This window comes from Streptomyces sp. SS1-1, assembly GCF_008973465.1.
Lineage (GTDB): Bacteria > Actinomycetota > Actinomycetes > Streptomycetales > Streptomycetaceae > Streptomyces.
The window spans coordinates 336,665-361,863 of the sequence record NZ_WBXN01000004.1 but is presented as its reverse complement, the minus strand read 5'-3'; the positions used below and the strand labels follow the sequence as shown (position 1 = coordinate 361,863).

At 72.7% G+C, this 25,199-nt stretch carries 21 protein-coding genes; 11 read left to right on the top strand and 10 right to left on the bottom strand.

What is annotated here, in order from left to right; all coding sequences use genetic code 11:
• Positions 1 to 91: 91 nt before the first annotated feature.
• Entirely contained in the window at positions 92 to 1,099 is a 1,008-nt protein-coding gene (locus F8R89_RS02640; protein WP_151782413.1) for a hypothetical protein, read from the top strand.
• 32 nt (positions 1,100 to 1,131) lie between these two features.
• On the opposite strand, the gene F8R89_RS02635 is transcribed toward F8R89_RS02640, so the two are convergent.
• Positions 1,132 to 2,097, bottom strand: coding sequence for an NAD(P)-dependent alcohol dehydrogenase (locus F8R89_RS02635; protein ID WP_151782412.1), 966 nt, complete (start codon positions 2,095 to 2,097; stop codon positions 1,132 to 1,134).
• A 99-nt stretch (positions 2,098 to 2,196) separates the two neighbouring features.
• On the opposite strand from F8R89_RS02635, the gene F8R89_RS02630 reads away from it, so the two are divergent.
• Entirely contained in the window at positions 2,197 to 2,919 is a 723-nt protein-coding gene (locus F8R89_RS02630; protein ID WP_151782411.1) for a TetR/AcrR family transcriptional regulator, read from the top strand.
• Positions 2,920 to 2,939: 20 nt separating this feature from the next.
• Here F8R89_RS02630 and F8R89_RS02625 read toward each other — a convergent pair whose 3' ends face one another.
• The 3 genes from F8R89_RS02625 to F8R89_RS02615 all read right to left on the bottom strand — a co-directional run bounded on the left by F8R89_RS02625 (position 2,940) and on the right by F8R89_RS02615 (position 7,513).
• On the bottom strand, positions 2,940 to 3,296 hold the full coding sequence (locus F8R89_RS02625; protein ID WP_225994308.1) for a VOC family protein: 357 nt from the start codon (positions 3,294 to 3,296) through the stop codon (positions 2,940 to 2,942).
• Between the two features lie 164 nt (positions 3,297 to 3,460).
• On the bottom strand, positions 3,461 to 6,757 hold the full coding sequence (locus F8R89_RS02620) for a GH92 family glycosyl hydrolase (protein ID WP_151787964.1): 3,297 nt from the start codon (positions 6,755 to 6,757) through the stop codon (positions 3,461 to 3,463).
• 183 nt (positions 6,758 to 6,940) lie between these two features.
• Positions 6,941 to 7,513 carry a TetR/AcrR family transcriptional regulator gene (locus tag F8R89_RS02615; RefSeq protein WP_151782410.1) on the bottom strand — a complete coding sequence of 191 codons (573 nt, stop codon included), beginning with the start codon at positions 7,511 to 7,513 and terminating at the stop codon, positions 6,941 to 6,943.
• Positions 7,514 to 7,652: 139 nt separating this feature from the next.
• Here F8R89_RS02615 and F8R89_RS02610 point away from each other — a divergent pair, with 139 nt between their 5' ends.
• Positions 7,653 to 8,390 (top strand): SDR family oxidoreductase, encoded by a 738-nt coding sequence (locus F8R89_RS02610; RefSeq protein WP_151782409.1) that lies wholly within the window; start codon positions 7,653 to 7,655, stop codon positions 8,388 to 8,390.
• Between the two features lie 151 nt (positions 8,391 to 8,541).
• Here the strand turns inward: F8R89_RS02610 and F8R89_RS02605 are convergent, their stop codons facing one another.
• Positions 8,542 to 9,192 (bottom strand): hypothetical protein, encoded by a 651-nt coding sequence (locus F8R89_RS02605; protein WP_225994307.1) that lies wholly within the window; start codon positions 9,190 to 9,192, stop codon positions 8,542 to 8,544.
• Between the two features lie 259 nt (positions 9,193 to 9,451).
• Between F8R89_RS02605 and F8R89_RS02600 the strand changes: the two genes are divergently transcribed.
• The 4 genes from F8R89_RS02600 (at position 9,452) to F8R89_RS02585 (ending at position 14,907) form a co-directional block, all read left to right on the top strand.
• On the top strand, positions 9,452 to 10,663 hold the full coding sequence (locus tag F8R89_RS02600; protein WP_151782408.1) for a HupE/UreJ family protein: 1,212 nt from the start codon (positions 9,452 to 9,454) through the stop codon (positions 10,661 to 10,663).
• Positions 10,664 to 10,787: 124 nt separating this feature from the next.
• Entirely contained in the window at positions 10,788 to 12,749 is a 1,962-nt protein-coding gene (locus tag F8R89_RS02595) for an FN3 domain-containing metallophosphoesterase family protein (protein ID WP_151782407.1), read from the top strand.
• Positions 12,750 to 12,864: 115 nt separating this feature from the next.
• Positions 12,865 to 13,917: a WxL protein peptidoglycan domain-containing protein gene (locus F8R89_RS02590; protein WP_151782406.1), complete on the top strand. Its 1,053-nt coding sequence runs from the start codon at positions 12,865 to 12,867 to the stop codon at positions 13,915 to 13,917.
• Positions 13,918 to 14,037: 120 nt separating this feature from the next.
• The gene (locus F8R89_RS02585) at positions 14,038 to 14,907 is read left to right on the top strand and encodes an AraC family transcriptional regulator (protein WP_151782405.1); all 870 of its coding nucleotides are present in this window, start codon (positions 14,038 to 14,040) and stop codon (positions 14,905 to 14,907) included.
• 56 nt (positions 14,908 to 14,963) lie between these two features.
• Here F8R89_RS02585 and F8R89_RS02580 read toward each other — a convergent pair whose 3' ends face one another.
• Positions 14,964 to 15,710, bottom strand: a complete 747-nt coding sequence (locus tag F8R89_RS02580) for an SDR family oxidoreductase (protein ID WP_151782404.1) — start codon at positions 15,708 to 15,710, stop codon at positions 14,964 to 14,966.
• Between the two features lie 261 nt (positions 15,711 to 15,971).
• Between F8R89_RS02580 and F8R89_RS02575 the strand changes: the two genes are divergently transcribed.
• Complete coding sequence (locus F8R89_RS02575) at positions 15,972 to 17,393, top strand: sugar porter family MFS transporter (RefSeq protein ID WP_151782403.1); 1,422 nt, start codon at positions 15,972 to 15,974, stop codon at positions 17,391 to 17,393.
• Between the two features lie 31 nt (positions 17,394 to 17,424).
• On the opposite strand, the gene F8R89_RS02570 is transcribed toward F8R89_RS02575, so the two are convergent.
• Positions 17,425 to 18,489: a biotin/lipoate A/B protein ligase family protein gene (locus F8R89_RS02570; protein ID WP_151782402.1), complete on the bottom strand. Its 1,065-nt coding sequence runs from the start codon at positions 18,487 to 18,489 to the stop codon at positions 17,425 to 17,427.
• 151 nt (positions 18,490 to 18,640) lie between these two features.
• On the opposite strand from F8R89_RS02570, the gene F8R89_RS02565 reads away from it, so the two are divergent.
• Complete coding sequence (locus F8R89_RS02565) at positions 18,641 to 19,648, top strand: RNA polymerase subunit sigma-70 (RefSeq protein WP_151782401.1); 1,008 nt, start codon at positions 18,641 to 18,643, stop codon at positions 19,646 to 19,648.
• Positions 19,649 to 19,711: 63 nt separating this feature from the next.
• Here F8R89_RS02565 and F8R89_RS02560 read toward each other — a convergent pair whose 3' ends face one another.
• A complete protein-coding gene (locus F8R89_RS02560) occupies positions 19,712 to 20,386 on the bottom strand; it encodes a hypothetical protein (protein ID WP_225994306.1) in 675 nt (224 codons plus the stop codon).
• A 172-nt stretch (positions 20,387 to 20,558) separates the two neighbouring features.
• Here F8R89_RS02560 and F8R89_RS02555 point away from each other — a divergent pair, with 172 nt between their 5' ends.
• Together F8R89_RS02555 and F8R89_RS02550 are read left to right on the top strand one after the other, a co-directional pair.
• Entirely contained in the window at positions 20,559 to 21,464 is a 906-nt protein-coding gene (locus F8R89_RS02555; protein ID WP_151782400.1) for a universal stress protein, read from the top strand.
• A gap of 37 nt (positions 21,465 to 21,501) precedes the next feature.
• Positions 21,502 to 22,524, top strand: a complete 1,023-nt coding sequence (locus F8R89_RS02550; protein WP_151782399.1) for a zinc-dependent alcohol dehydrogenase — start codon at positions 21,502 to 21,504, stop codon at positions 22,522 to 22,524.
• A 45-nt stretch (positions 22,525 to 22,569) separates the two neighbouring features.
• Here the strand turns inward: F8R89_RS02550 and F8R89_RS02545 are convergent, their stop codons facing one another.
• The gene (locus F8R89_RS02545) at positions 22,570 to 23,565 is read right to left on the bottom strand and encodes a cytochrome d ubiquinol oxidase subunit II (RefSeq protein ID WP_151782398.1); all 996 of its coding nucleotides are present in this window, start codon (positions 23,563 to 23,565) and stop codon (positions 22,570 to 22,572) included.
• The gene (locus tag F8R89_RS02540; protein WP_151782397.1) at positions 23,566 to 24,993 is read right to left on the bottom strand and encodes a cytochrome ubiquinol oxidase subunit I; all 1,428 of its coding nucleotides are present in this window, start codon (positions 24,991 to 24,993) and stop codon (positions 23,566 to 23,568) included.
• Positions 24,994 to 25,199: the final 206 nt, after the last annotated feature.

The following is a 25,199-nucleotide window of genomic DNA, read 5'->3' as shown; positions in this document are numbered from 1 at the left end:
TTGATTCTATGCTCAAGATCCACGGTGTGCGCCCTCGCGTGTTCGATTTTTTGTTCGATACCGTGAAGGGGTGAGTGCGGGAGGTGGGACCATGACGACGGACGGACCGGCGCGCAAGATCTCGACGGTGATGCACGTGCGGTGCCCGGAGCGGCTGGGGGAGGAGACCTACCGGCGGGTGCTGGAGGAACTGTCGGAGCTGTCCCCGGTCGTCCAGGCCCTGCCCCCCTCCGCGGCCCTGGTGGAACTGAGGGGCGCCCTGCGCTACCACGGCACCGACACCCGGCGCCTGGGCGAGGTCCTGCGGGTGCGCACCCTCTCCCGGCTGGGCGTCGACGTCCGCGTCGGCATCGGGCCGTCGATCACGGTCGCGGCCACCGCCTCCGCCCAGGTCCCCGCGCCGGGCGGCGTCCTGGCCGTCCACCCCGACGAGGTCACCGCCTGGCTCGGGGCGCTGCCGGTCGACGCCCTGCACGGCATCGGCCCCCGGCAGGCGGAGGCGCTGCGCGCGTACGGCGTCCACAGCGTCGGCCTGCTCGCCGCCGTGCCGCCCGCCACCGTGCACCGCCTGCTCGGGGGCCGTGCGGGCCGTACGGCGGTCGACCGGGCGCACGGCATCGACCCGCGCCCCGTCGTCCCGCGCGGGCTGCCCCCGACGGCGTCCGTCCGGCACACCTTCGACCGGCACGCCCTGGACGGCGCCGCCGTCCGCGCCGCCCTCCTCGACCTGGTCGTCCGGCTCGGTCTGCTCCTGCGCCGCAGGGGCCAGGCCCCCCGCGCGCTCACCCTGAAACTGACGTTCGCCGGAGGCGGCGGCTGGGAGAGGACCCGACGCCTCCCCGAAGTGTCCGCGCACGACGACGACCTGCGGACCGTGGCCTACCAGCTGATGGACGCCGCCGGCCTCCAGCGCGGCCGCCTCACCGGGCTGACCCTCAAGGGCACGGATCTCGTCGGCGCCGACCAGGTCGCCCAGCAGATCAGCCTGGACGACGCCCGCGAGGCGCGGCTGGTCGCCGAGGACGCCGTCGACCGCGTCCGGGACAAGTTCGGCCCCGGAGTCATCGGACCGGCCGCGGTCTTCCGGCGCGCCTCCTGACCCCGGCGAGGCGCGCCCCCGCACGGAGGGGGTCACACGACCCTGACCACGTACTTCCCGCGCACTCCGCCCGCCTCCAGCGCGCGGTGGGCCGCCGCCGTCCGGTCCAGCGGGAAGACGGTGTCCACCGCCGGGCGCAGGCTGCCCTCGGTCACGAGACGGGCGAGGTCGTCCATGTCCCGCCGCCGGGGATCGCCGCTGAAGAAGCGGACCCGGCCGCGGCCGTGGAGCGCGCTGGCCGCGACATAGCCGAGCGACCTGACGGGCCGGCTCAGGTCGAACGCGATGGTGACCATGCGCCCGCCGGGACCGAGCAGACGCCGATGGGCCCGCAGGGCGGTGCCCACCGTGTCCACGACCACGTCGAAGCGGCCCAGCTCCGCCGGTTCCACACTCCGGTGGTCCACCACCTCGTGCGCCCCGAGCCCCCGGACGAAGTCATGGCCGGCGGGCCGGGCGAGCGCGGTGACCTCGGCGCCGTACGCCCGTCCCAGCTGGACCGCCGCGTTGCCGACGCCTCCCGCCGCGCCCCGCACCAGGAGCCGTTCGCCGGGCCGCAGCCGCGCCTTGTCGCGCAGCGCGGTGACGGCCGTCGTGGCGACCGGCAGCGAGGCCGCGTCCACCAGGTCCAGTCCGTCCGGGACCCGTCCGATCCGCGCGGCTGGCACGGTCACGTACTCGGCCGCGCTGCCGAATCCCGAGGTGCGGCCCAGGACGCCCCAGACGCGGTCGCCCACCGGCCAGCCGGTGACCCCGGTGCCCAGGGCGGCGACCTCACCGGTGAAGTCCAGGCCGACCCGCCGGGGGAAGGAACGGCCGGTCAGCAGGCGGAGCCGGCCGGCGCGCGCCGACAGCTCGCCGCCGTTGACGCTGAACGCGTGCACCTTCACCAGCACCTCCCCGGCGGCCGGTTCGGGCCGTGGCACCCGGCCCACGTAGAGCACGTCGGGGCCGCCGTAGCGGTCGTAGAGCACTGCCTTCATCATGCGGTCGTCCATGTCCTGCCTCCGCTGCCGTGGTCGTACGGGCTTCCGACGCCGACGGTAGGCTCGTAAACGGACGACATCGTCCGTTTGAGGCGGAAGCGAGAGACAGTGATGGGTGAATCCTCTCGGATCGCGGCCCGGGGCCGGGCAACGGCCGGGGCGCGGGCGGACGCCCGGCGCAACCGCGAGCGTGTCCTGGCGGCCGCCCGCGCCGTCTTCGCCGAGCACGGCATCGACGCCCCCATGGCCACCGTGGCCCGCCGGGCCGGAGTCGGAGTGGCCACGCTGTACCGGCACTTCCCGACACGGGACGCCCTGGTCGAAGGCGCCTACCGACGGCAGATGGAGACCTGTGCGCGGGCGCTCACCGACGCACTGGACGAGCCCGACCCGTGGCAGGGCTTCCAGCGCCTGGTCGAGACCGTGTGCGAGCTGCAACGGGAGGAGCGTGGGTTCCCGGCCGCGTTCCTCGGGGCGTTTCCGCAGAGCACCGCGGAGCAGGCCCAGGCCAGGGAACAGGCCGAGCGTGCCTTCACCGCCCTCGTCCGCAGGGCCCAGGCGGCGGGCGAGCTGCGGGCCGACTTCCATCCGTCCGACCTGGCCGTCGTCCTGCTCGCCCACTGCGGACTGGTGACCGCGCTGCCGGACGACCGCGCGGCCTCCCGGCGCCTGGTGGCCTACCTGCTCCAGTCGTTCCGGGCCGGCGGGGCGGCCGCCCGGCCGCTGCCGCCCCCCGCCGCGCTCGCGCTCCGCGACCTCCCCATCGCGTCGGTCCCGCAGCGCGCCGAGCGCGCGGCGGCGGGCGGCGCGACGGCCCGCGGCGCACGGGGCTGACCGGCCGTCGCGCCGACGCCTCAGCGGTGGCTGAGGACGTTGATCACACGGCCGTTGGGGTCACGGACGAAGAACCGCCGCACGCCCCACTCCTCGTCCTGCAGCGGATGGACGATCTCCGCGCCGCTGTTCCGCATGGCGGCGTACGCCGCGTCGACGTCGTCGACCTCGATGCTCGCGTCGGGGGTGACCGGGGCCGTCTTGTCGCGGGTCATGACGCTGATCTGGATCGCGGGGTTCGACGGCGAGGCCAGCGTCATGATCCAGCCGTGGTTCATGACCTCCTCGAACCCGAGCAGGCCGTAGAACTCCCGGCTCTCCTCCACGGCCTCCGACCGGAAGACGGGCATGACACGGCGAACGGACTGCGGGGACATCGGCGTCTCCTGACGGATCGGCAAGAACCTCGGACCGTCCAGGCGTACTACACCGTGCGGGGCCGCCGCACACCTGTCCCGCACCGGGCGGGCGGCGTGTCCGGCACAGGAGACAGCCGTACGCCCGCCCCGGCGGCGCCGGGGCGGGCGTACGGGTGGGACTTCTACCCGAGCGTCAGCGCGTAGATCTGCACGCGCGGATCGTTCGGCAGTCCCACGGAACGCACGGTCCTGGAGCCGTCCAGCTTCGCCGACGTCCCGAACAGGCGGACCGGCGGGCCGTCGACGCCCTGCCCGTGCTTGATGCGGTGCGGCATCTCCAGGACGACGGTGCTGCCCTGCGGGGTGGAGCCCGCCCAGTCGCCCACGGTCACCGGTACCTCGGCGGTGCTTCCGTCGGTGTAGCGGACGGTGAGGGCCGTGGACACCGGGCCGTGGTGGGACGCGGCGACCAGGCGCAGCGTGCCGTACGAGCCGGCGGGGAGCAGCATGGCCTGGCCGCGGGTCTCCACGAAGTTCGGGGCCGTCCCCGACGGGCCGGGAGCGTCATAGGCGACGCCGTCCCAGACCACCGGACCGGCCTTCGGCAGCAGGCCGGCGTCGTAGCTCCAGCCGCCTCCGTCGAAGTCGCCCTCGTCGGGCGCGGCGACGGTCGCGGTGCCGTCGTGGTTCGCCTCCTTGGCCAGGTCGACGGCGCACACGTCCCCGGCGCCCGGCGCGCAGTGCGCCGCCGCGCGGACCTCGACGGTCGCCGTGCGTTCCACGGCCTTCACGCCCTGGGCGGCCTTCGCGGCCGCGGTGATCCGCACGGCGTACGTGCCCGGCGCGGTCCCGGCGGGCACGCCCACGTCCACGGTCGCCGTGCGCTGCACGGGAAGCCGGTGCGAGGCGAGCGAGAGGGACGGGGACGTCCTCGCGGTCCAGCCCTTCGGGGCCTTCGCGTCGACGTCCACGCGCAGGGTGCCGGGGGACTGGCCCAGCACGTCCAGCTGGAGGCGGACGCTCTGCGCACGGTCCGCCGTCGGGACCACGTCGGCGCTGGTGCGCAGCGCGGCGTCGAGGTGCCGGCGGGAGTCGGCCGCCGCACGGTTCACGGACGGCGGCTCGGCGCCCTTGCCGGTGCCCCACGCCGACGGCTTCGTGCTCATCGCGAACGACAGCCTGCCGCCGCCGGCGACCGCGTCCCAGTCCAGCCAAGTGGCCCGCAGGTCCTTCCCGTCGAAGGTGGCCCGCTCGACGTAGCGCCGGCTGTCGCTCGCGCCGGGCGCCTTGACGGTGAGCGTGCCGCCCTGCAGCTTCCCGTAGGAGCCGATGCGGATCTGTGCCGAGGGGAACTGCGGGCTGGACACCGCGAGGAAGCCGCCGCCGTTCGTCGTCGGGTACAGGCCCAGCGAGGAGAAGACGTACCAGGCGGACATCGTGCCCAGGTCGTCGTTGCCGGTCATGCCGTCGGGCCCGTCGGTGAACAGCGTCATCGCGGCGCGGACCACGGTGGCCGTCTTCGCGGGCGCGCCCGCCCACAGGTACATGTACGGGGAGTGCAGGTCGGGCTCGTTGTTCGGGTTGTAGGTCGGCTTGCCGTAGTAGTCGTACGGCGCGGAGATCCAGTCCTCGCGGGCGGTCCCCGCCGGGTCCGCGAGCAGCTTGTCGTAGGCGAAGAAGGCGTCGAGCCGCTTCTCGGTGGCCTTCCTGCCGCCCATCAGGGACACCAGACCGGCCGGGTCCTGGGGCACCAGCCACTGGTACTGGTAGGCGCCGCCCTCATGGAACTGGTGACCGGCCTCGACCGGGTCGTACGGCGTCAGCCACGTGCCGTCCTTGGTGCGCGGCCGGAACTGCCCGATGGAGGAGTCCCACAGGTTGCGGTACCACTGGCCGCGGGCCGCGAGCATCCGGGCGTCCGCGGTGTGGCCGAGGGCCTTGGCCATCAGGGCCAGCGACGCGTCCGCCGCCGCGTACTCCATGGTCGCCGACGCGGGATGGACGCAGTCGTTGTCACCGCCCTTGTCCGCGCAGTCCTTGCCGAGCTCCAGCCCGCTCGGGATGTAGCCGCGCTGCTGATAATCCGCCACGCCGGCACGGCCGTTGTAGGGGGAGCCGTCCGGCGGCGTGCTCGTCGCGTTCTTCCGCAGGAGGGCGTACGCCTCCTTCTCGTAGCCCTTCAGCAGGCCCTTGGACCACGCCTCGACCAGGAACGGGGTGACCGGGTCGCCGGTCATGATGTTGGTCTCGCTGTTGGCGAGCGACCAGCGGGGCAGCCAGCCGCCGTCCCGCCCGATCGCGACGACCGACAGGGCCACGTCCCGCGCGACCTTCGGCTGAAGCATCTGCAGCAACTGGTTCTGCGGCCGGTGCGTGTCCCACAGCGACAGGTTCTGGTACGGGGTGAAGTCCGACGCGGTGTGCGTCTTGCCGTCGAATCCGGCGTAGCGGCCGTCGACGTCTCCGGCGAGGTTCGGGTGCAGCTGAGCGTGGTAGAGCGCGCTGTAGAAGGCGCGTTGCCGCTCCGCCGGGCCGCCCGTGACCCGGACCGCCTCCAACTGCTTCTCCCACGTGGCGTGCAGCGCCGCCCGGGTGGCGTCGAAGTCGTAGGAGTCGCCCGTCTCGGCCTTCAGGTTCTTCCGGGCGCCCTCCAGGCCGGTGTACGACAGCCCGACCTTGACGACGACGTCCCGGTCGGTGCCGGCGTCGAAGGTCACCCAGGCGCCGTTGCCGCCCTCACCGGCGGCGTCGCGCCCGCCGGGCGCCGGGGTGCTGCCGCGCCAGGTGCCGTGCGAGGCGAAGGGCCGGTCGAAGGTCGCGGTGAAGTAGACGGTGTGCCGGTCCTTGCCCGCGCAGAAGTTGCCCGCCTCGACCCGCCCCTCGACGGTGCGGTCGCCGACGACGTGGACCTCCGAGCCGTACACCCGCTGGTTGGCCTTGCCCGTGTTGAACAGGACGTTGGCGCGGCCGGTCTCCGGGAAGGTGTACCGCTGCCAGCCCGTGCGCCGGGTGGCGGTCAGCTCGGCGTCGATGCCGTACGTCTTCAACCCGACGCGGTAGTAGCCGGGTTCGGCGTCCTCGTCGTCGTGAGAGTACGTCGAGCGGTAGGAGTCGGCGTCCACGCGGTCGACGGCGCCGGTCGTCGGCATCAGCGGCAGTTCGCCCATGACGGAGCAGCCGACGCCGGAGAGATGGGTCTGGCTGAAGCCGTAGATCCTGTCCTGCTGGTAGTCGTAGCCGCCCTGGCCGCCGGTGTCCGGGCTGACCTGGACCATGCCGAAGGGGGCGCTCGCGCCGGGGAAGGTGTTGCCGAAGTTCTGCGTGCCGATGAACGGGTTGACCAGCGATGTCAGCGCGGCGGTGTCCGCACGGTCCTGGGCGACGGCCGGCGCCGGGCTCAGGGCGGCGCCGGTGACGAGGAGGGCGGCGAACACCGTCGACGCGCGCTCACGTAGTCGATGGTGCAGGGATCTGTGCATGAAGGCGGTCTCCTGTTCCTCGGCCACGTCCGTCACGCCGAAGTCACCTCTCCACGCGCGCGCTTGACCGGCGATCAGTGGCATCCGACTGGATCGCTGGGGACTAGATCACGCTGCTGACATCGTTGTCAATGCTTCTGACAGAGATGGCGTCGAGCGGGGGCGCGGTGGGTCTCCGGCCTCTCAGGCGCCGACCGTGAGGCCGTCCAGGGTGAGGTCGAGCAGCCGCTCCGCCTGCTCCCGGTGGTCCGCGCCCGCCGAGGTGGAGGCGATGCCTTCGAGGGCGGCGGCGATGTCGGACGGCGGGATGTCGCGGCGGATCGCCCCGGCGTCCGCGCAGGCGTCCATGAGGAGGGCGATGGCCGTCCGGATCAACTCCCGGCTGTGGCCGTACGGGTTGGCGCCGGTGGCGGCGATCGAGCGCAGCGCGTCGATCATGCCGTACTTGGCGGTGACGTAGTCGAGGAAGAGGCGCGTCCAGGCGCGCAGCGCGTCCATGGGGGCCTTCTCGGCGAGCAACGCGGGAGCGGCGTCGCAGAGTTGTGCCACCTCGTTGCGGTAGACGGCCTCGATCAGGGCCTCGCGGGTGGGGAAGTGGCGGTACAGCGTGGCACTGCCCACCCCCGCCTCCTTCGCGATGTGTTCCAGGTGGGCGTCCAGGCCCTCCGTGGTGAACGCGCGCACGGCGGCGGCGAGGATCTTGTCCCTGTTGCGCTGTGCGTCCGCCCGCAGCGGCCTCCGCGCTCCTTCGCTCATCGGTGGTCGTCCTCCCCTTCGAAAGCCCTCGCTTGTTAAACGGGGGCGCCCCCACTTAGGCTGGGTGAACCGGAGGCGCCTCCGTTTCACTGTAGGTCACCTGGCGTGACCTGCGCACACCCGCGAAAGGACGCTGATCATGTCGGGTATCGAGGGCAAGGTCGTCGCCATCACCGGAGCCAGCAGCGGTATTGGGGAGGCGACCGCCGCCCACCTCGCCGAGCGGGGCGCCCGGCTGGTCCTCGGAGCGCGGCGCGAGGACCGGCTGAACGCCGTCGTCGACGGCATCACGGCGAGGGGCGGCACCGCCGTCGGCGTCGTCGTGGACGTCACACGCCGCGAGGACCTCCGCCGCCTCACGGACACGGCCGTCGAGCGGTACGGACGGCTCGACGTGCTCGTCTCCAACGCCGGGACGATGGCCGTCTCCCCGTTCGACGACCTGCGCCAGGACGACTGGGACGCCATGGTCGCCACCCACATCACCGGCCTGCTCAACGGCATCGGGGCCGCCCTGCCCGTCTTCCGCCGGCAGCGCTCCGGCCAGTTCGTCAACGTCGGCTCGACGGCGGCGTACGTCGTGAAGAGCCCGCAGGGCGTCTACGCGGCCACCAAGACGGCCGTGAAGGTGCTCACGGAAGGGCTGCGCCAGGAGTCGGGGCCCGACCTGCGGGTCACCCTCGTCTCGCCCGGGTTCACGCACACCGAGGGCGTCGGCAAGGGCGCCGCCCCCGAGGCCGCCGCCGCCATGGTCAGGCAGCGCGACGAGATCGCCATGCCCCCGTCGGCCGTCGCCTCGGCCATCGGGTACGCCATCGAGCAGCCCGAGGGCGTCGACGTCAGCGAGATTGTCGTCCGCCCGACCGCGCAGGCCTGACCACGCCGGTCACGGGTCGACGAACCGTCCCGTCGGGCCGCTCGTGCGGATCGTGCGGCGACGGCCCGGCCGCGCGCCGGCGGGAGCCACGGCTCTTCCCGGTACAACGCGACCACCGCCACCGCCACCCCCACCGCCCCCCAGGGGCGCCCTACTTGACGTCGTCCAGCCAGAGCACGATCCCGGTCAGGTCGTTGAGCACGGCCGCCACGCCCGCCCGGACGGCGGCGGCGCAGCGCGCGGCGGTGAACGAGCGGGCGTCGTACGCCGAGGACATCCCGAGCCCCTCGCCGCGGAAGGACGCCCCGGTCCAGTCGGCGGCCGTCACGTTCTCCGTCGGCTCGGCCAACTCGGCCCCAACGACCAGGAATCGCTGGTCGAGATGGCTGGGGCTGACCGCGGCGAGCGGGTCGACCAGGTCGTTGCCCGCGGTGACGACGAGGTCGGGGTCCATGTCCATGGCCCGGGTGAGCGCGGCGACATGACGGGTGGGATCGTCGGCGGTCACCGTGCGCAGATCGACGTCCTCCTCCTTCGCCCAGTCCCGTACGGCGGTCACGAGTGCCGTGGTCGGCCGGTCGTCGCCGGCGGTGACCAGGACCACGCGGTAGCCCGTGGGCGGATGCACGTCGTCCCAGGAGCCCGGCCGCGGTGTCACGGTGGCCTCGGGCGTGGGGGACGCGGACGGGTCGACGAACCCGGGGGCGAGGGCGCCGACGGGCGTGGGGGAGGCGTGCGGCCCCGACCAGGCGTCGGCCGACGCGCACCCGGTGGCCAGGGCGGCGACGGCGGCCAGCGCCACGGCGGCCCGCAGCGGAAGCGGTGCACGCGAAACGCGCGAGGCGGACAGGGGGCGTGGCGAACGCAAGACGAGCGGTGGGCGCAAGACGATCGTCCCTCGGAGCGATGACGGATGGTGCCGCGCCCATCCTGCGCTGCCCCGCACCCCCGAAAGGCCCTCTCGCGGCCCGGCGCACGGCTTGTTGTCCGACGCTTCGCCGCGTGGTCCCGCGTTGTTCACCCGCGCCCCGCACGGTGCTCCGGAAACCTGAAGGAGCACCATGTCACAGCGGGTTCGCCGCATCCTCATCGCCCTGTGCGCGGCCGTCGTCGCCCTCGTCGGCACCGGCGCGCCGGCCCACGCGCACGGCTTCGCGTCCACTGCCTACGCCGACGTCAAGGAGAACGACGCGGGCCGTCCCCGTACGACCGTCGCGCTCGAGTACGACCTCCTCGTCGTGTCCGCGGCCGACGCCGCCCACGACGACGCCCTCTTCCGGCAGGGCACCGCCGCCTTCGAGTCCGGGGACGCCCGCGGCCGGGCCGCCGTGCTCGACGCCCACGCCGACGCGGCCGTCGGCTATGTCACCGGCCGCTTCACGCTCTCCTCCGACGGCCGCCCCTGCGTCCCGCGCCGGCACGGCGGCTTCACGACGACCCGGCGCGACGGCGCGCCCTACGCCGTCCTGACCCTTGACTGGACCTGCCCGGGCGGCGACGCGGGACTGGAGGTGCGCAGCACGCTGTTCCCCGACGCGGAGCAGTACGTCAAGGGCACCAAGACGATCGTCACGTACGCGGTCGACGGGCTCACCGGCAGCGCGGCCCTCGACGCCGCGCATCCCTCCTTCCTGGTCGGCCAGAGCTGGTACCAGAGGTTCTGGGAGTTCTTCCGCCTGGGCGCCGAGCATCTGCTGACCGGGATCGACCACATCCTGTTCCTGCTCGCGCTCATCGCGGGATCGCGCTCGCCGCGCGAAGTCGTCCTGACCGCCACCGCGTTCACGCTCGCGCACTCAGTGACCTTCCTGCTCGCCGCCCTCGGCCTGGTCGAGGTCCCGGCCGGTGTCGTGGAACCCGTCATCGCCCTGTCCATCGCCGTCGTCGCGGGCTGGCACCTGTGGCGGCTCGCCCGGCGCGACGACCGGGCTCCTGAGTCCCGGGAGCCGGGCGGGACCGGTCACCTCCGGCTCGACCGGGCCGGCTGGACGCGGCTGGGCGTCGTCTTCTGTTTCGGTCTGGTGCACGGCCTCGGGTTCGCGGGCGCGCTCGGCATCGAGGCGGCGTGGTCGTGGACCCTTCTGTGGTCGCTGCTGGTGTTCAACCTCGGTATAGAGGCGGTGCAGTTGGCGATCGTCGGGCTGCTCTTCCCGGCGCTGGCCGTCCTGCGGCGCCGGTCCCCGCGCGCCGGGCGCCGGGCGACGGGACTGGTCGCGGCGGGCGTGGCCGTCATGGGTCTGACGTGGTTCGCGCAGCGGCTCGCGGGGCTCTGAAGCCCCTGTTTGGCGGGACGTTCAACCAACACCGCCGGATCGTTTCCCTCCGGTTCACGCCGCCCGGTGATCGTACAGACCTCCAATCCGTGCATTCATGCATGCATAAGGAACGAAAGAACCCATGAGATCGAGCAGTAGAACGACGCAGACCGACCGCGCCGCGCGACGCCGTGTCGCCGGCGGTGCCGCCACGGCCGTGCTGGGGCTGACCATGGCCCTCGGCGCCGGCGGTGCGGCTCCGGCCGCCGCGGCCGGCTCCGCCGACCTGTCCGGCGTCATCCTCGGCGTGGGCGCCGACGAGACCCAGCGGATCGTCACCTGGTACTCCGCGGCGGACACCCCGCAGCAGCTCCAGGTCGCCCCCACCGCCACCCTGGTCGACGGCCGGTTCCCGGCCGACGCGGCCACCTTCGCGGCCACCGGCGGCGCCAACATCGCCTCCAGCGGCGGCTACAACCGGCACGCCACGATCACCGGCCTCAAGGAGAACGTCGCCTACTCCTACCGGGTCGGCGGCGAGGGCGCCTGGTCCCCGACGTACACCTTCAAGACGCGGGACTTCGAGGGCGACTACGACTTCCTCTTCCTCGGCGACCCGCAGATCGGCTCCAGCGGCGACGCGCAGAAGGACGGCGCGGGCTGGGCCGACACCCTCAAGGTGGCGACCGAGGCCAACCCCGACGCGGAACTGCTCGTGTCCGGCGGCGACCACGTCGAGAGCGCCAACGACGAGAACCAGTGGAAGTCGTTCCTGGCCCCCGACCAGCTCCGCCAGGTCCCCCTCGCCGCCACCATCGGCAACCACGACGTCGGCGGCAAGTCCTACGAGCAGCACCACTTCACGCCCAACACCGACAAGTCCGACGCGTACTACGACAGCAACGCGGCGACCCGGTCGGGCGGCGACTACTGGTTCATCCACAAGGACGTGCTGTTCATCGACATCAACAGCAACGCCCAGAGCGACACCAAGGACGCCCAGCACGTCGGCTACATCACCGACGTCATCAAGAAGCACGGCTCGGAAGCCAAGTGGAAGGTGCTGGTCTACCACCACTCCATCTACTCGCCCGCCAGCCACTCCCTCGACCAGGGCAACAAGGACCGCCGCAAGGACTTCACGACGGCCTTCTCCGACCTCGGCATCGACATGGTGCTGCAGGGCCACGACCACAGCTACTCCCGCAGCTACGCCATCAAGAACGGCCAGAAGGCCAACCCCGAGGAGCAGCCCGGCCAGGCCGAGGTCTACCCCGGCCCCGGCGGCGTCATCTACGTCACCGCCAACTCGGCCTCGGGCTCGAAGTACTACGACCTCAAGAAGCCCGACGGCACCGGCACGGGCGTCCAGGGCAACGGCCCCGACCCGCTGAACAAGGACAACTTCTGGTTCAACTCGGTGGAGAACCAGGAGCACGTCCGCTCCTACGTCCGGGTCAAGGTCAGGTCCGACAAGCTCGTCCTGGAGAACCTGCGCTCCGGCACCTGCGCCACGCCGAACCCCTCCGTGGACAACGGCAGCGTCCCCTGCGCGAACTCCGGCGACAAGCCCGTCGGTTCCGTGGTCGACAAGGTCACCGTCCACCCCTACCAGGGTGACGGCCAGTCGCTCCAGGTCAACGTCCCGAACGCGGCCCCCGGCGAGTTCGGCTGGACCATCGACGGCTACAACGGCCTGGTCGACCTCGGCACCGCCAAGGAGAAGAATGGCGACCACTTCGAGGCCGCCGGCAAGATCAACCCCCTCCTCGTGACGGACAGCCGCCGCACGCTCGCCCCCTGGTCGATCTCGGCCGACGTGAGCGAGTTCAAGGACGCTGGCAAGAAGTTCTCCGGCTCCTACCTCGGCTGGAAGCCGTACGTCCTCGACGCCGGAGCCGGTGCCACGGCCGCCAACGCGGTCGCCTCCGGCTACGACGACCAGGGCGCGGGCCTGTCCGTCTCGCGGGGCCTCGCCTCCGCCGAGCAGGGCCACCCGCGCGGCGGTGCCCGGCTGGGCGCCGACCTCGACCTGAAGATCCCGGACAGCGTCGAGAAGGGCTCGTACCGCGCGACCCTCACGATCACCGCGCTGAGCAGCTGACCGGACACCCCACCCTGCCGCCGCGCTGAAGCGGGGCGGCAGGACCGTTCCACCGGCGTGGCAGGGTGCCCGCGGGCGCCCTGCCACGCCTCCCGCTCCAGGAGAACCCCCCCAGATGCCCACGCACCGACGTCTCCGCCCCGCCGCGCTCCTGCGCGCCGCGGCCCTCGTCCTGCTCACCGCCCTCGCGCTCACCGGCCTGCGCGCGGGCCCCGCCGCGGCCGCCGACGGCGACGTCAGCTGGACGGTCCGGACCGCCGCGAACGCGTACGGCGACAACCGCTCCAGCTTCGGCTACGCCGTGAACCCGGGCGGCACCGTCGAGGACACGATGGTCGTCACCAACCGCGGCCGGACCACGCTCCGCCTCGCCGTCTACGCCTCCGACGGCTACACCACGGACGCCGGTCAACTCGACCTGCTCACCCGGGAGAAGAAGTCCGTCGGCGTCGGCGCCTGGGTGCACCCCCGGGCCACCTCCCTCACCCTCGCGCCCGGCAAATCCGCCGACGTCCCCTTCACCGTCAGCGTCCCGAGGAACGCCACGCCCGGAGACCATGTGGGCGGCCTGCTCACCTCCCTCAAGCAGTCCGACTCCGCCGCCGGCATCAACGTCGACCGGCGCCTCGGCGTCCGTGTCGCCCTGCGCGTCGGCGGCGAGCTCACGCCCCGCCTCGCCGTCGAGGACCTGCACGTCGACTACGACGGCACCGCCAACCCGTTCGCGAAGGGCACGGCCACCGTCACCTACACGGTCCGCAACACGGGCAACGCCCTGCTCTCCGCCCGCCAGGACGTCTCCGTCCAGGGGCCGTTCGGCTCGCTGCGCACGGCGGCGGACGACCTCAAGGACACCCCGAAGCTGCTGCCGGGGGAGCGGTGGACAGTGAAGGTGCCCGTGCACGGCGTCGCACCCGGCGTCCGCCTCACGGCCACCGCCACGCTGCTGCCCCTGCTCACCGACCCCTCCGGCTCCACCACCCCCCTGAAGCCGGTCGAGGCCACCGCGCACACCTGGGCCGTCCCCTGGATCGTCGTCCTGCTCCTCCTCGCCGTCGCCGCGACGCTGTTCCTGGTACGCCGGGCCCGCGCGCGACGCAAGGAACGCGAGGCCGCCCGCGTCCAAGGTGCCGTGGAGCGGGCCCTGCAGGAGGCCCACAGGGAGTAGGCGGGGCGGTTCACGACTCCGTCGTGCGCCGGACGCCGAGCGCGCATGATCGGATCGGACCGCGACGATCGGGCGCGGCCGGAGTGCCCGCTGCCAGGGTTGTCCGTGAAGGGAGACCTCATGATCTCGGCACTCAACCGGCTCGTCGACCACGTCGAGCGGCACCTCGGCGAGGAGCTCGACATCGGCGCACTCGCCGGAGAGCTCGGAACGACCGAGTACCACCTGCGGCGGATGTTCTCGTCGCTCGCCGGCATGCCCCTGTCGGAGTATGTGCGGCGGCGCCGCATGACCGTGGCCGCCGCGGACGTCGTCCGGGGCGACGCCGACCTGCTGGACATCGCCGTCCGGCACGGCTACGGCTCCAGCGAGGCGTTCGGCCGGGCGTTCCGCGCGGTCCACGGTGCCGGCCCCGGTGACGTACGCCGTGACGGAGGTCCCCTGCGCACACAACCGCAGCTCAGGTTCCGCCTGACCGTCGAAGGAAGCACTCCCATGGACACCCGTCTCGTCGACCGCCCCGCGTTCCGGCTCGCCGGCCACGCCGCCCGCGTCCCGCTCGTCCACCGGGGCGTCAACCCGCACATCCAGCGGCACATCGCCGCCCTGCCCCAGGAGGAGCACGCCCGGCTCAAGGCCCTCGGTGACAGCGAACCGGCCGGCCTGCTGCAGGTCAGCGACGACGTCGACCCGGACGGCACGGAGGGCAGCGAGCTGACCTATCTCCACGGGGTCGCCCTCGGCCGTGACACGCCCGCCCCGGACGGCCTCGACGTCATCGAGGTGGAGGCCGGGACGTGGGCGGTCTTCCGGACCGCCGGACCGCATCCGGGGACCCTGCAGACCACCTGGGCGGCGACCGCGACCGAGTGGTTCCCGTCCAACCCGTGGCGGCTGCGGTCGGGCCCCTCGATCGTCGCCGTCCTGGACCGCGCGGCCGACTTCACCACCGCGACCTGCGAGCTCTGGCTGCCCGTCGAGCCCGCGTAGGGCAGCGACCACGCCTGGGCGCCGGACCGTGTCGCCGGTCCGGCGCCTCGGCCGGTCTATGCCTGGCGCGCCGTCCACTCCGCCAGGGAGGTCGCGCCGATCGACGCGTCCGGGCCCGGCAGCAGGTCGGAGTCCTCGAGGGCGGCGCCCCAGTACAGGCCCCGCGGGTCGGTCACCACCGTGCGCGGGTCACCCTGGGCCGCGAGAGCCTGCCGGATGAAGTCCTCCAGCGCGAAGACGTCCGGCCCGGCGGCCTCGACGATCCCGCCGACCGGCGTACCGACGGCCGTGCGGGCCACGGCCGCCGCCACGTCCCCGGAGAACATCGGCTGGATCTTGATGGGGGCGAGGGACACCGTGTCGCCCTGGGTGGCCGAGTCCGCCAGACCCTGGGCGAACTCGAAGAACTGCGTCGCCCGCACGATCGAGAAGGGGATCCCGGACCCCCGGATCATGTCCTCCTGCGTCTGCTTGGCGCGGAAGTAGCCGGCCTCCTGCAGCCGGTCGGTGCCCACGACGGACAACGCCACGTGATGGGCCACCCCGGCCTCCCGCTCGGCCTCCAGCTGGTTGGCGGTGGAGCGCCGGAAGAAGTCCAGCACGGCGTCGTCGGCGAACGACGGGCTGTTCGTGACGTCGACGACGACCGACGCCCCCTTCATCACCTCGGCCAGGCCCTCACCCGTCAGCGTGTCCACCCCGGTGCTGGGTGAGGCGGCCACCGCCTCGTGCCCGTGTCCGGTGACCTCGGCGACCACCTTCGAACCGATCAGCCCGGTCCCACCGATCACTACGACCTTCATGAATCATCCCTTCGTTCGCGGCCCCGTCCGTCCGTCCGTCTGGCTGGTGCGGCACGGCTCCGGCGACGACTGCTCGCATCCCTACTGACCGGGCGGCGGTCCCGTCTGTGACAGCCCCGGGGGAGGCGGACGGTTCCCAGGGTGCCCCGGTCCAGGCATATCGGCGCGCGCAGGGGGCACCGGATAGAAGCCCTGCCGTTGATCACTGCCGTGATCACCGTCCATCGCCCGGCGGCTCTGCCGGCGGCCCGAGGAGTACACGTGACCAGCACCGCGTCGCAACCACCCCGGTCAGGAGCCTCGACGGCTCACCCCGATCATCTCGGGCACGTCGTCTTCATCGCGGCGGCGGCCGCGATGGGCGGCTTCCTGTTCGGCTACGACAGCTCGGTGATCAACGGGGCCGTCGAGGCCGTCCGCGACCGCTACGACATCGGCTCGGCGGCACTGGCCCAGGTCATCGCGATCGCGTTGATCGGCTGCGCCATCGGCGCGGCGACCGCGGGCCGGATCGCCGACCGCATCGGCCGTATCCGGTGCATGCAGATCGCCGCCGTGCTGTTCACGATCAGCGCCGTCGGTTCGGCGCTGCCGTTCGCGCTGTGGGACCTGGCCTTCTGGCGGATCGTGGGCGGTTTCGCGATCGGCATGGCGTCCGTGATCGGCCCCGCCTACATCGCCGAGGTGGCCCCGCCCGCCTACCGCGGGCGCCTCGGCTCCTTCCAGCAGGCCGCGATCGTCGTCGGCATCGCGATGTCACAGCTGGTCAACTGGGGCATCCTCAACGCGGCGGGAGGCGACCAGCGCGGCCGGCTGATGGGCCTCGAGGCCTGGCAGGTCATGCTCGGCGTCATGGTCGTACCGGCCGTCCTGTACGGCCTGCTGTCCTTCGCGATCCCCGAGTCGCCCCGCTTCCTGATCTCGGTCGGCAAGCGGGAGCGCGCCCGGAGCATCCTCGCGGAGGTCGAGGGCGAGGACGTCGACCTCGACGCCCGGATCTCCGAGATCGAGGCGGCGATGCACCGTGAGGAGAAGTCCTCCTTCAAGGACCTGCTGGGCGGCACGTTCCTGTTCAAGCCGATCGTCTGGATCGGCATCGGCCTGTCGGCGTTCCAGCAGTTCGTCGGCATCAACGTGGCCTTCTACTACTCGTCCACGCTGTGGCAGTCGGTCGGCGTCGACCCGACGGACTCGTTCTTCTACTCGTTCACGACGTCGATCATCAACATCGTCGGCACGGTCATCGCGATCATCTTCGTCGACAGGATCGGCCGCAAACCGCTCGCGCTGATCGGCTCCGTCGGCATGGTCGTCGGCCTCGGCCTGGAGGCGTGGGCGTTCTCCTACGACCTGGTCGACGGCAAGCTGCCCGCCACGCAGGGCTGGGTCGCGCTGATCGCCGCCCATGTGTTCGTGCTGTTCTTCGCCCTGTCGTGGGGCGTCGTCGTGTGGGTCCTGCTCGGCGAGATGTTCCCCAACCGGCTGCGCGCCGCCGCCCTGGGTGTGGCGGCGGCCGCGCAGTGGATCGCCAACTGGGCGATCACCGCGAGCTTCCCGTCGCTGGCCGACTGGAACCTGTCGGCCACGTATGTGATCTACACGGCCTTCGCGGCGCTCTCGATCCCGTTCGTCCTGAAGTTCGTCAAGGAGACCAAGGGCAAGAAACTGGAGGAGATGGGCTGACGCCCGGCCCGCGTTCCCTCTCCCCGTGCGGTCAGGGAACGCGGGCCGTCCACTCGGGCGTGGAGAACTTGTCGCGGACCAGCTCCTGCGCCCGGGCCAGCTCGGCGTCCGTCACCTTGCCGTCGGTGAGCCCGTAGCGGCGCCGGAACGAGTCGACCATCCCCGCGATGACCTCGTGCCGGGGCAGACCGGTCTGCCGGCGCAGCGGGTCCACCCGCTTCTTCGCGCTCTTCGTGCCCTTGTCCGACATCTTCTCCCGGCCGGTGCGCAGCACTTCCAGCATCTTGTCGGCGTCGATGTCGTACGCCATGGTCACGTGGTGCAGGACGGCCCCGGGCCCGCCGTCGGGCCCCACGACCCGCTTCTGCGCGGCGCCGGCGATCTTCCCCTGCTCGGTGGCGATGTCGTTCAGCGGCTGGTACCAGGCCTTGATCCCCATCTCACCGAGCGCCTCCAGCACCCAGTCGTCGAGGTAGGCGTAGCTGTCCTGGAACGACAGCCCCTGCACGAGGGCGTCCGGCACGGACAGCGAGTAGGTGATCGTGTTGCCGGGCTCCACGAACATCGCGCCGCCGCCCGAGATACGGCGGACGACCTCGATGCCGTGCCGCTCGGCGCCGGCCGGGTCGACCTCGTTGCGCAGCGACTGGAAACTGCCGATGATCACCGCCGGCGCGGCCCACTCCCAGACCCGCAGCGTCGGCGGGCGGCGCCCCGCGGCGACCTCCGCGGTGAGCACCTCGTCCAGCGCCATGTGCAGCCCCGGGCTCTGCGGACCGTCGTAGATCAGCTGCCAGTCGTAGTCCGTCCAGTCCGTGGCGTGCGCGAGCGCCCGGCGCACCGCGATGCCGACGGCCTCCGAGGTCAGCCCGTACATGACCGTGCCCTCGGGCAGCGCCCGGTCGATACGGCTCGCCAGACCGGCGGCGTCGGTGTCGGCCGGGGCGCCGTCCAGAGCCTGGTTGACCGCGTGGAGCGCCTCGTCCGGCTCCAGGAAGAAGTCACCGGCGACCTGCGGGTGCCGCAGCACCCCGTCCGCCACCTCGACGTCCACCACCACGAGCTTGCCGCCCGGAACCTTGTACTCACCGTGCACGATGTCGCCATCCCTTCTCCGACAAGCTGGAACCGGCGGGACGGCCGGAGTGTTCCCGCGGCCGGACCGGCGGGCGACGCCCGGTGATGAGTTTCCGCGCTCCCACCCGTCACACGTACGACGGGACACGACGAGGCGGAAGGACGACGCGATGAGTGCCGACACACGGCCGGAGCAGGACCTGGCCCCGCACGGGCTGGGCGAGATCGAGGAGCCGGTGTTCGCGGGCCTCGCGGAGCGGCACCGGCGGGAGCTGCACGTGCACTGCTACCGCATGCTCGGGTCGTTCGAGGACGCCGAGGACACCGTCCAGGAGACGTTCCTGCGGGCCTGGCGCCGCCGGGAGACGTACGAGGGACGCTCGACGTTCCGGGCCTGGCTGTACCGGATCGCCACCAACGCCTGCCTCGACCTGCTCGCCAGGTGCCGCCCGGAACCGGCGACCGGCGGAGAGGTGCCCTGGCTACAGCCCTACCCTGACCGCCTGCTCGACGAGCTCACCGCGGACGACGCCGACGAGCCGGAAGCCGTCGCCGTCGCCCGGGAGACGATCGAGCTGGCCTACCTGGTCGCCGTCCAGCATCTCGCGCCGCGCCCCCGCGCCGTGCTGATCCTGCGGGACGTGCTCGGCTGGCGGGCCAAGGAGGTCGCGGAGTTCCTGGGGGACTCGGTGAACTCCGTGAACAGCGCCCTGCAACGGGCCCGCGCCGGCCTGCGCGAGCACCTGCCCGCCGAGCGCCAGGACTGGACCGGCGGCGAGGAGGACGCCGGGACCCGCGAACTCGTGCGCCGCTTCACCGAGGCCAGCGTGGCCACGGACATCCCGGCGCTCACCGCGATGCTCCGCGACGACGTCCGCTGCTCGATGCCGCCGACCCCGGGCCTGGCCGTCGGCCGCGCCACGGTCCTGAACAGCTGGATCGAGGACGGCTACGAGGGCATGACGGGCCTGCGCCCCCTGCCCACCGCCGTGAACCGCCAGCCGGCCGTCGCCTACTACCTCTGGCAGGAGCGCGAGAACGCCTACCTGCCCCTGACGATCGACGTCCTGCGCGTCACCGGCGGGGCGATCACCGAGATCACCATCTTCGACAGCACCCAGTTCCCCCACCTCGGCCTCCCCGCCCGCCTGCCGGCGGAGACCACGGAACCGGCGTGACGCGATGATCTCGTGGGCGCGTGTCGCCTCCGCCCTCCGAAGCCCGTCACCTGCGGTGACGGCTCAGGCGCGCAGGGCCTCCAGTTCGGCCGCGCGGCGCCGGTCCTTGGGCCGGCCGAGGGAGCGCCGCATGAGGATCAGGTCGTCCAGGCCGGCGTAGCGGATGGCGAAGCCCGCCGGGTCGTACGTGACCGCCGCCCGGTCCAGGCAGGGGGTCACGTCCATGGGGCCCCACGGCAGGGCCGGCGTGCAGAGGTCACCGCTCGCGCCGGTCACGCGGTACAGCACCTGAGGGCGGTCCAGCGGGGGCAGGTCCGCGCAGCCCGTGGCGGTCAGGGCCCGGCGCAGGGCGTCCGCCTGCTCGGGCGTGCCGTCCCACAACAGGTCGAGGTCGCCCGTCAGGTCCGTGGAGCCGTGCAGGATGCCGGCCACCTGGCCGACGACCACCGCCCGGGAGCCGGCCTCGTGCAGCGCCCGCAGGAACGGCAACGGGTCGAAGCCGAGCGCGCCGTCCGTGCCGAACGTCCCGGCCACCTCGTCGGCCTCCTCCGGGCCCACCCCGGTCGCGGCACGGTCCCGGGTGTGGTCGGCGATCCGCCGGACGGCCTGCCGGAGGCGCAGCGCGGCGGTCTCATCCCTCGGCCCGTCGGCATCCCTCGGCCGGTCCGCATCCCTCGGCCCGTCCGCCCGGCCATCCGTCACCCGGCCACGCGTGCGCTCACCCGTCCGCTCATCCATCGGTTCATCCATCCGCTCATTCAATCGTGGCCCGGGCCGTCCGGAGGTCCGCCCTCACCACCCGCCCGCCGGTAGGGACCATCGGCCCGCCCCCGGGACCTCAGGCCCCTGCCCCGCGCCCGTACCCGGAGACAGGGTGGAGACAGGACAGCGGACTGAGGAGGAGATCGGCATGGCCCGCACGATCACCGTGGGACTCGACGGTTCGGGGGAGAGCCGGGCGGCCGCCGAGTGGGCGGCCCGTGAAGCGGCGCTCCGCCGGGTGCCGGTACGGCTGCTGCACGTGTGGCAGCCCGTCCCGGAACCCCTCGCGCAGGCCCCGCTCCTCGGCGCCGAGACCCAGCAGCACTGGACCGAGCGGATCCCCCGGAACGCCGCCGAGGGCCTTCGGCTGCGGCACCCCGGGGTCGAGGTGACCACCGAACAGTGGCCCGGAGCACCCGCCGACGTCCTGCTCGAAGCCTCTCGGGACGCGGAGCTGCTGGTGCTGGGTTCGCGGGCGCTGAGCGGCCTCGCGGGCTTCCTGGTCGGATCCGTCGGCCAGTCGGTGGTGGCCCGCGCCGAGGTGCCCGTGGTGCTGGTCCGGGCGGGCGCACAGGCCGCCGACGAACATGTGAAGGACCCCGCCGGCATACCGTCCGCCGCCACCGGATTCCGGCCCGTCGTCCTGGGCGTGGACACCCGCGGCCCCGACGGGACGGTGATCTCGTTCGCGTTCGAGGAGGCCCGCCGCCGTGAGGCCACCCTGACCGCCGTCGAGGGCTGGAACCTGCCGCCGGCCTCCGTCTACAGCCTGGCTGCCGGCGTCGACCCCCGCGAGGAGATGATCCGCGAGCGGGCCGCCGCGCTCACCGAGGTGCTGCTGCCGTGGCGGGAGAAGTACCCGGACGTCGAGGTGACCGAGGTGTCCCGGATCGGCAGCCCCGCGAACCACCTCGTCGACGCGGCCCGCGACGCCTCCCTCGTCGTCGTCGGGCGCCGGGTGCGCCGCAGCCCGTTCGGCATCCACATCGGCGCGGTCACCCACGCGGTCATGCACCACGCCGTCGCGCCCGTCGCCGTCGTCGCGCACGAGTGACGCGGTCCACCGAGGAGAACCGGGAGGAGTATGCACCATGAAGGCAGCGGTCGTCCGGGCGTTCGGCGCCCCACTGGTCATCGAGGACCGGCCCGATCCGCGGCCCGGACCGGGGCAGGTCCGGATACGCGTCGAGGCGTCCGGGCTGTGCCACACCGACATCCACGCCGCCCACGGCGACTGGCCGGTCAAGCCCGTCCCGCCGTTCGTGCCCGGCCACGAGGGCGTCGGCCTCGTCGAGGAACTGGGTGAGGGCGTCACCCACCTCGCCGTCGGGCAGCGTGTCGCGGTGCCCTGGCTCGGCAAGGCGTGCGGGCGCTGCGAGCACTGCCTCTCCGGCTGGGAGACGCTGTGCGAGAGCCAGATCAACACCGGGTACGGCTGCGACGGCGGTTACGCCGAGAAGATGCTGGCCTGGGCCGACTTCGCGCAGCCCGTGCCCGACGGCGTCGGCGCCCTCGACGCCGCCCCGCTGACCTGCGCGGGCGTCACCACCTACAAGGCGCTCAAGGTCGCCGGGGTCCGGCCCGCCCAGCTCGTCGCGATCTCGGGTGTGGGCGGTCTGGGGCATCTCGCTGTGCAGTACGCGAAGATCGCCGGGGCCCGGGTCGCCGCGATCGACGTGACCGACGACAAGCTGGCCCTGGCCCGGGAGCTCGGCGCCGACCTCGTCATCGACGCCCGCGCCCAGGACGTCGGCGCCGAGCTGAAGCGGCACGGCGGAGCCCACGCGGCGCTCGCCCTCGCGGTGAACCCGGATGCCTTCGCCGCCGTCAACTCCGGTCTGCGGCGCGGAGGAAAGCTCGTCATGGTGGCCCTGCCCGCCCATGGAACCCTCCCGCTCCCGATCTTCGACACCGTCCTCAACGGCACCTCGGTGATCGGTTCCATCGTGGGCACCCGCCAGGACCTCGCCGAGGTCTTCCAGCTGCACGCCGAGGGACGTACGAGGGTCATCCGGGAGACCCGGCCGCTCGCCGCCGTCAACGACTGCGTCGACGAGGTGCTGCGCGGCCAGGTCAAGGCCCGCATCGTGTTCGACCTGAGCGCCGAGGACTGACCCGCGCCGCACCGGCCGGCGCGTGACCGGTGGATGGTCGCCCGACTAGTGGATGGTGAGGCGCCCCCGGCCCGCGAGCCGGAAGAGCAGGACGAGGGAGGGCAGGACCGTGACCCCGGCGACGCAGGCGACGACGATCAGCACCTGCAACGTGGCCCGGGGCGAGGCGCCTTCGTCGATCGTGAGGTGGGTGCCCAGCAGATAGGGGTACTGGGCGACCCCCCACCCGCACACCACGAGCGCCACGGCGGCCGCCGCCGTCTGCCGCAGCAGGACCGTGCGATGGGTGAGCAGCAGGAGGATGCAGGCCACGCCGCACACCGCGGCCCCGATGACGAGCGGCAGCGCGACATGGCTGAGGTCGTGGAACAGCCGTTTCGCGTCGGAGTGCAGGACGAAGACGCCGGCCACGGACACCGCTCCCGCCGCTGCGCCCGCGGCGAGGCCCCGGTCGCGGAAGTACCGGGCCAGGGCCGTGTCGCCCGCGCGCCGCGCCTCCACGTGCAGGTACACGGCGGCGAGGTAGGCGCAGACCACGACGGCCAGGACGCCGCCCAGGTGGGAGGTCGGGTGGTTCCAGCTCGTCAGCGCGTTGCCGTTGCCGCCGGTCGGCACCCGTCCGGAGGCGATGGCCCCGGCGATCGCCCCGAAGCTGTACGGCGTGAGGACGCTCGACAGCGCGAACACCGCACCGTACAGCCGCTGCTCGGGCGTGCGCAGGGCGTTGTGGCGGAACGCGAAGCCGGAGCCGCGCAGCACGATGCCGAGGGCGGCGAACACCAGGGGCAGATACAGCGTCGTGGTGATCGCGGTGAACGCGGTGGGGAAGCCGGACCACAGGATGACCAGGCAGTAGATCAGCCAGGTGTGGTTCGCCTCCCACACCGGTCCGATGGAGGTGTCGATCAGATGCCGGGGCCGGCGGCCCCGGTCGGCGCCCCCGGCGGTGAGGTCCCAGAACCCGGCCCCGAAGTCGGCTCCGCCGAGCAGGGCGTAGGCGACCACGCCGACGAACAGGAGGATGGCGACGGTGTCCTGCATCTACTGCTCCCTCGAACCCGGACGGGCGGCCACGGGCTCGGGCGCCGGGCCGTAGGGGACGGTGACGTTGTCGTCGCCCTCCGCGCGCCAGCGCCGCCGCATGGAGCGCAGCACCCAGATCGCGGCCGCGCCGACCGCGGCGTACAGCGCCAGCACGCAGGCGAACAGCGCCCAGATGTTGCCTTCGGTGGTCACCGCGTCGCGGGTCAGCAGCAGGCCGACGACGGTCCACGGCTGCCGTCCCACCTCGGTGACGACCCATCCGCTCTCCAGGCAGACCACGGCGAGGGCGCCGCTGACGGCGGCGGCGCGCAGGAACCAGCGGTTGTCCGGGACGCGCCGGTGCCGGTACCAGAGCCAGGCGAACCACGCCGCCAGCAGCGTCAGCAGGCTGCCCGTGCCGACCATGACGTCGAAGGCGAGGTGGACGACGCTCACCGTGCGGTCGTCGGGCCGTACGTCGGCCGGGATCGCGTCGAGCCCCTTGATCGTCGTCGACGGCGAGAAGTCGGCCAGGATCGAGCCGAGGTCGGGGATCTGCCAGCCGTAGCGGACCTCGCCGTCGATCATGACGCCGCCCAGCGTCTCGGGCACGTGGTCGTCGGTGGTGGGCACCATCTCGATCGCGGCGAACTTGGCGGGTTCGTCGTTGAAGACGTCACGGGCGATCGTGTCGCCGACGAGCAGCTGGACCGGCATGAGGCAGGCGGCCGTGACGAAGCCGATGAGGAACCCGGTGCGGTGGTAGTGGTTGTCGCGTCCCCGCAGCAGGCCCACCGCGTACACGCCTCCGACGGTGAAGCCCGCCACGATGTACGCGGCCAGCAGCATGTGGATGGTCTCGCCCCAGAACGCCCCGTTGAAGAACACCTGGGACGGGACGACGTCGACGACCTTCCCGTCGCGCATCGTGATGCCGCCGGGCTGGTTCATCCAGCTGTTCGCGGCGACGACGGAGGCGGTGCCGCCGATGCCGGACAGGGACACGGGGACACCGGTCCAGAAGTGCGCCCACGGGGGCAGCCGGTTCCAGCCGTAGATGTAGATCGAGACGAAGATGGCCTCGAGGAAGAAGAACAGGCCCTCGATGGAGAACGGGAACCCGAACGCGGACCCGAAGGTCCCCATCAAGCCGGGCCACAGGACGCCCAGTTCGAAGGTGAGGACGGTGCCGGTGACCGCGCCGACGGCGAACAGGACGGCCGCCGCCTTCGACCAGCGCCGGGCCAGGAGCAGGGCGGTGGAGTCGTCGTGCCGCAGCCCCCGGTGGTGGGCGATGAGGGTGAGGCTGGTCAGGGCGACGCCGAACGGGACCAGGATGATGTGGAAGCCCAGCGTGAAGGCCATCTGCTGGCGGGCGGGGAGCAACTGGGCCGGCTCGTCCGCAGCGGTGGCGAGACCGTGCAGGACCGTGTCGAGTGTGAGCATCGTGTCTTTTCGTCCGGACTCGCGGGTGCGCGGGGCGACGGCACCGTGGGGGACCCAAATGGCCGACATGTCCCGTTTCGTATGCCGGTCATGCTAAGGGCTGTCCCGTGATTCCCGGTGGATCAGCGTGCGGCGTCAGATGCGGTGCGTCGCAAGGCGGAGGGTCGTCCGCATACTGGATGTATGCGGACGACCCGACAACGCGG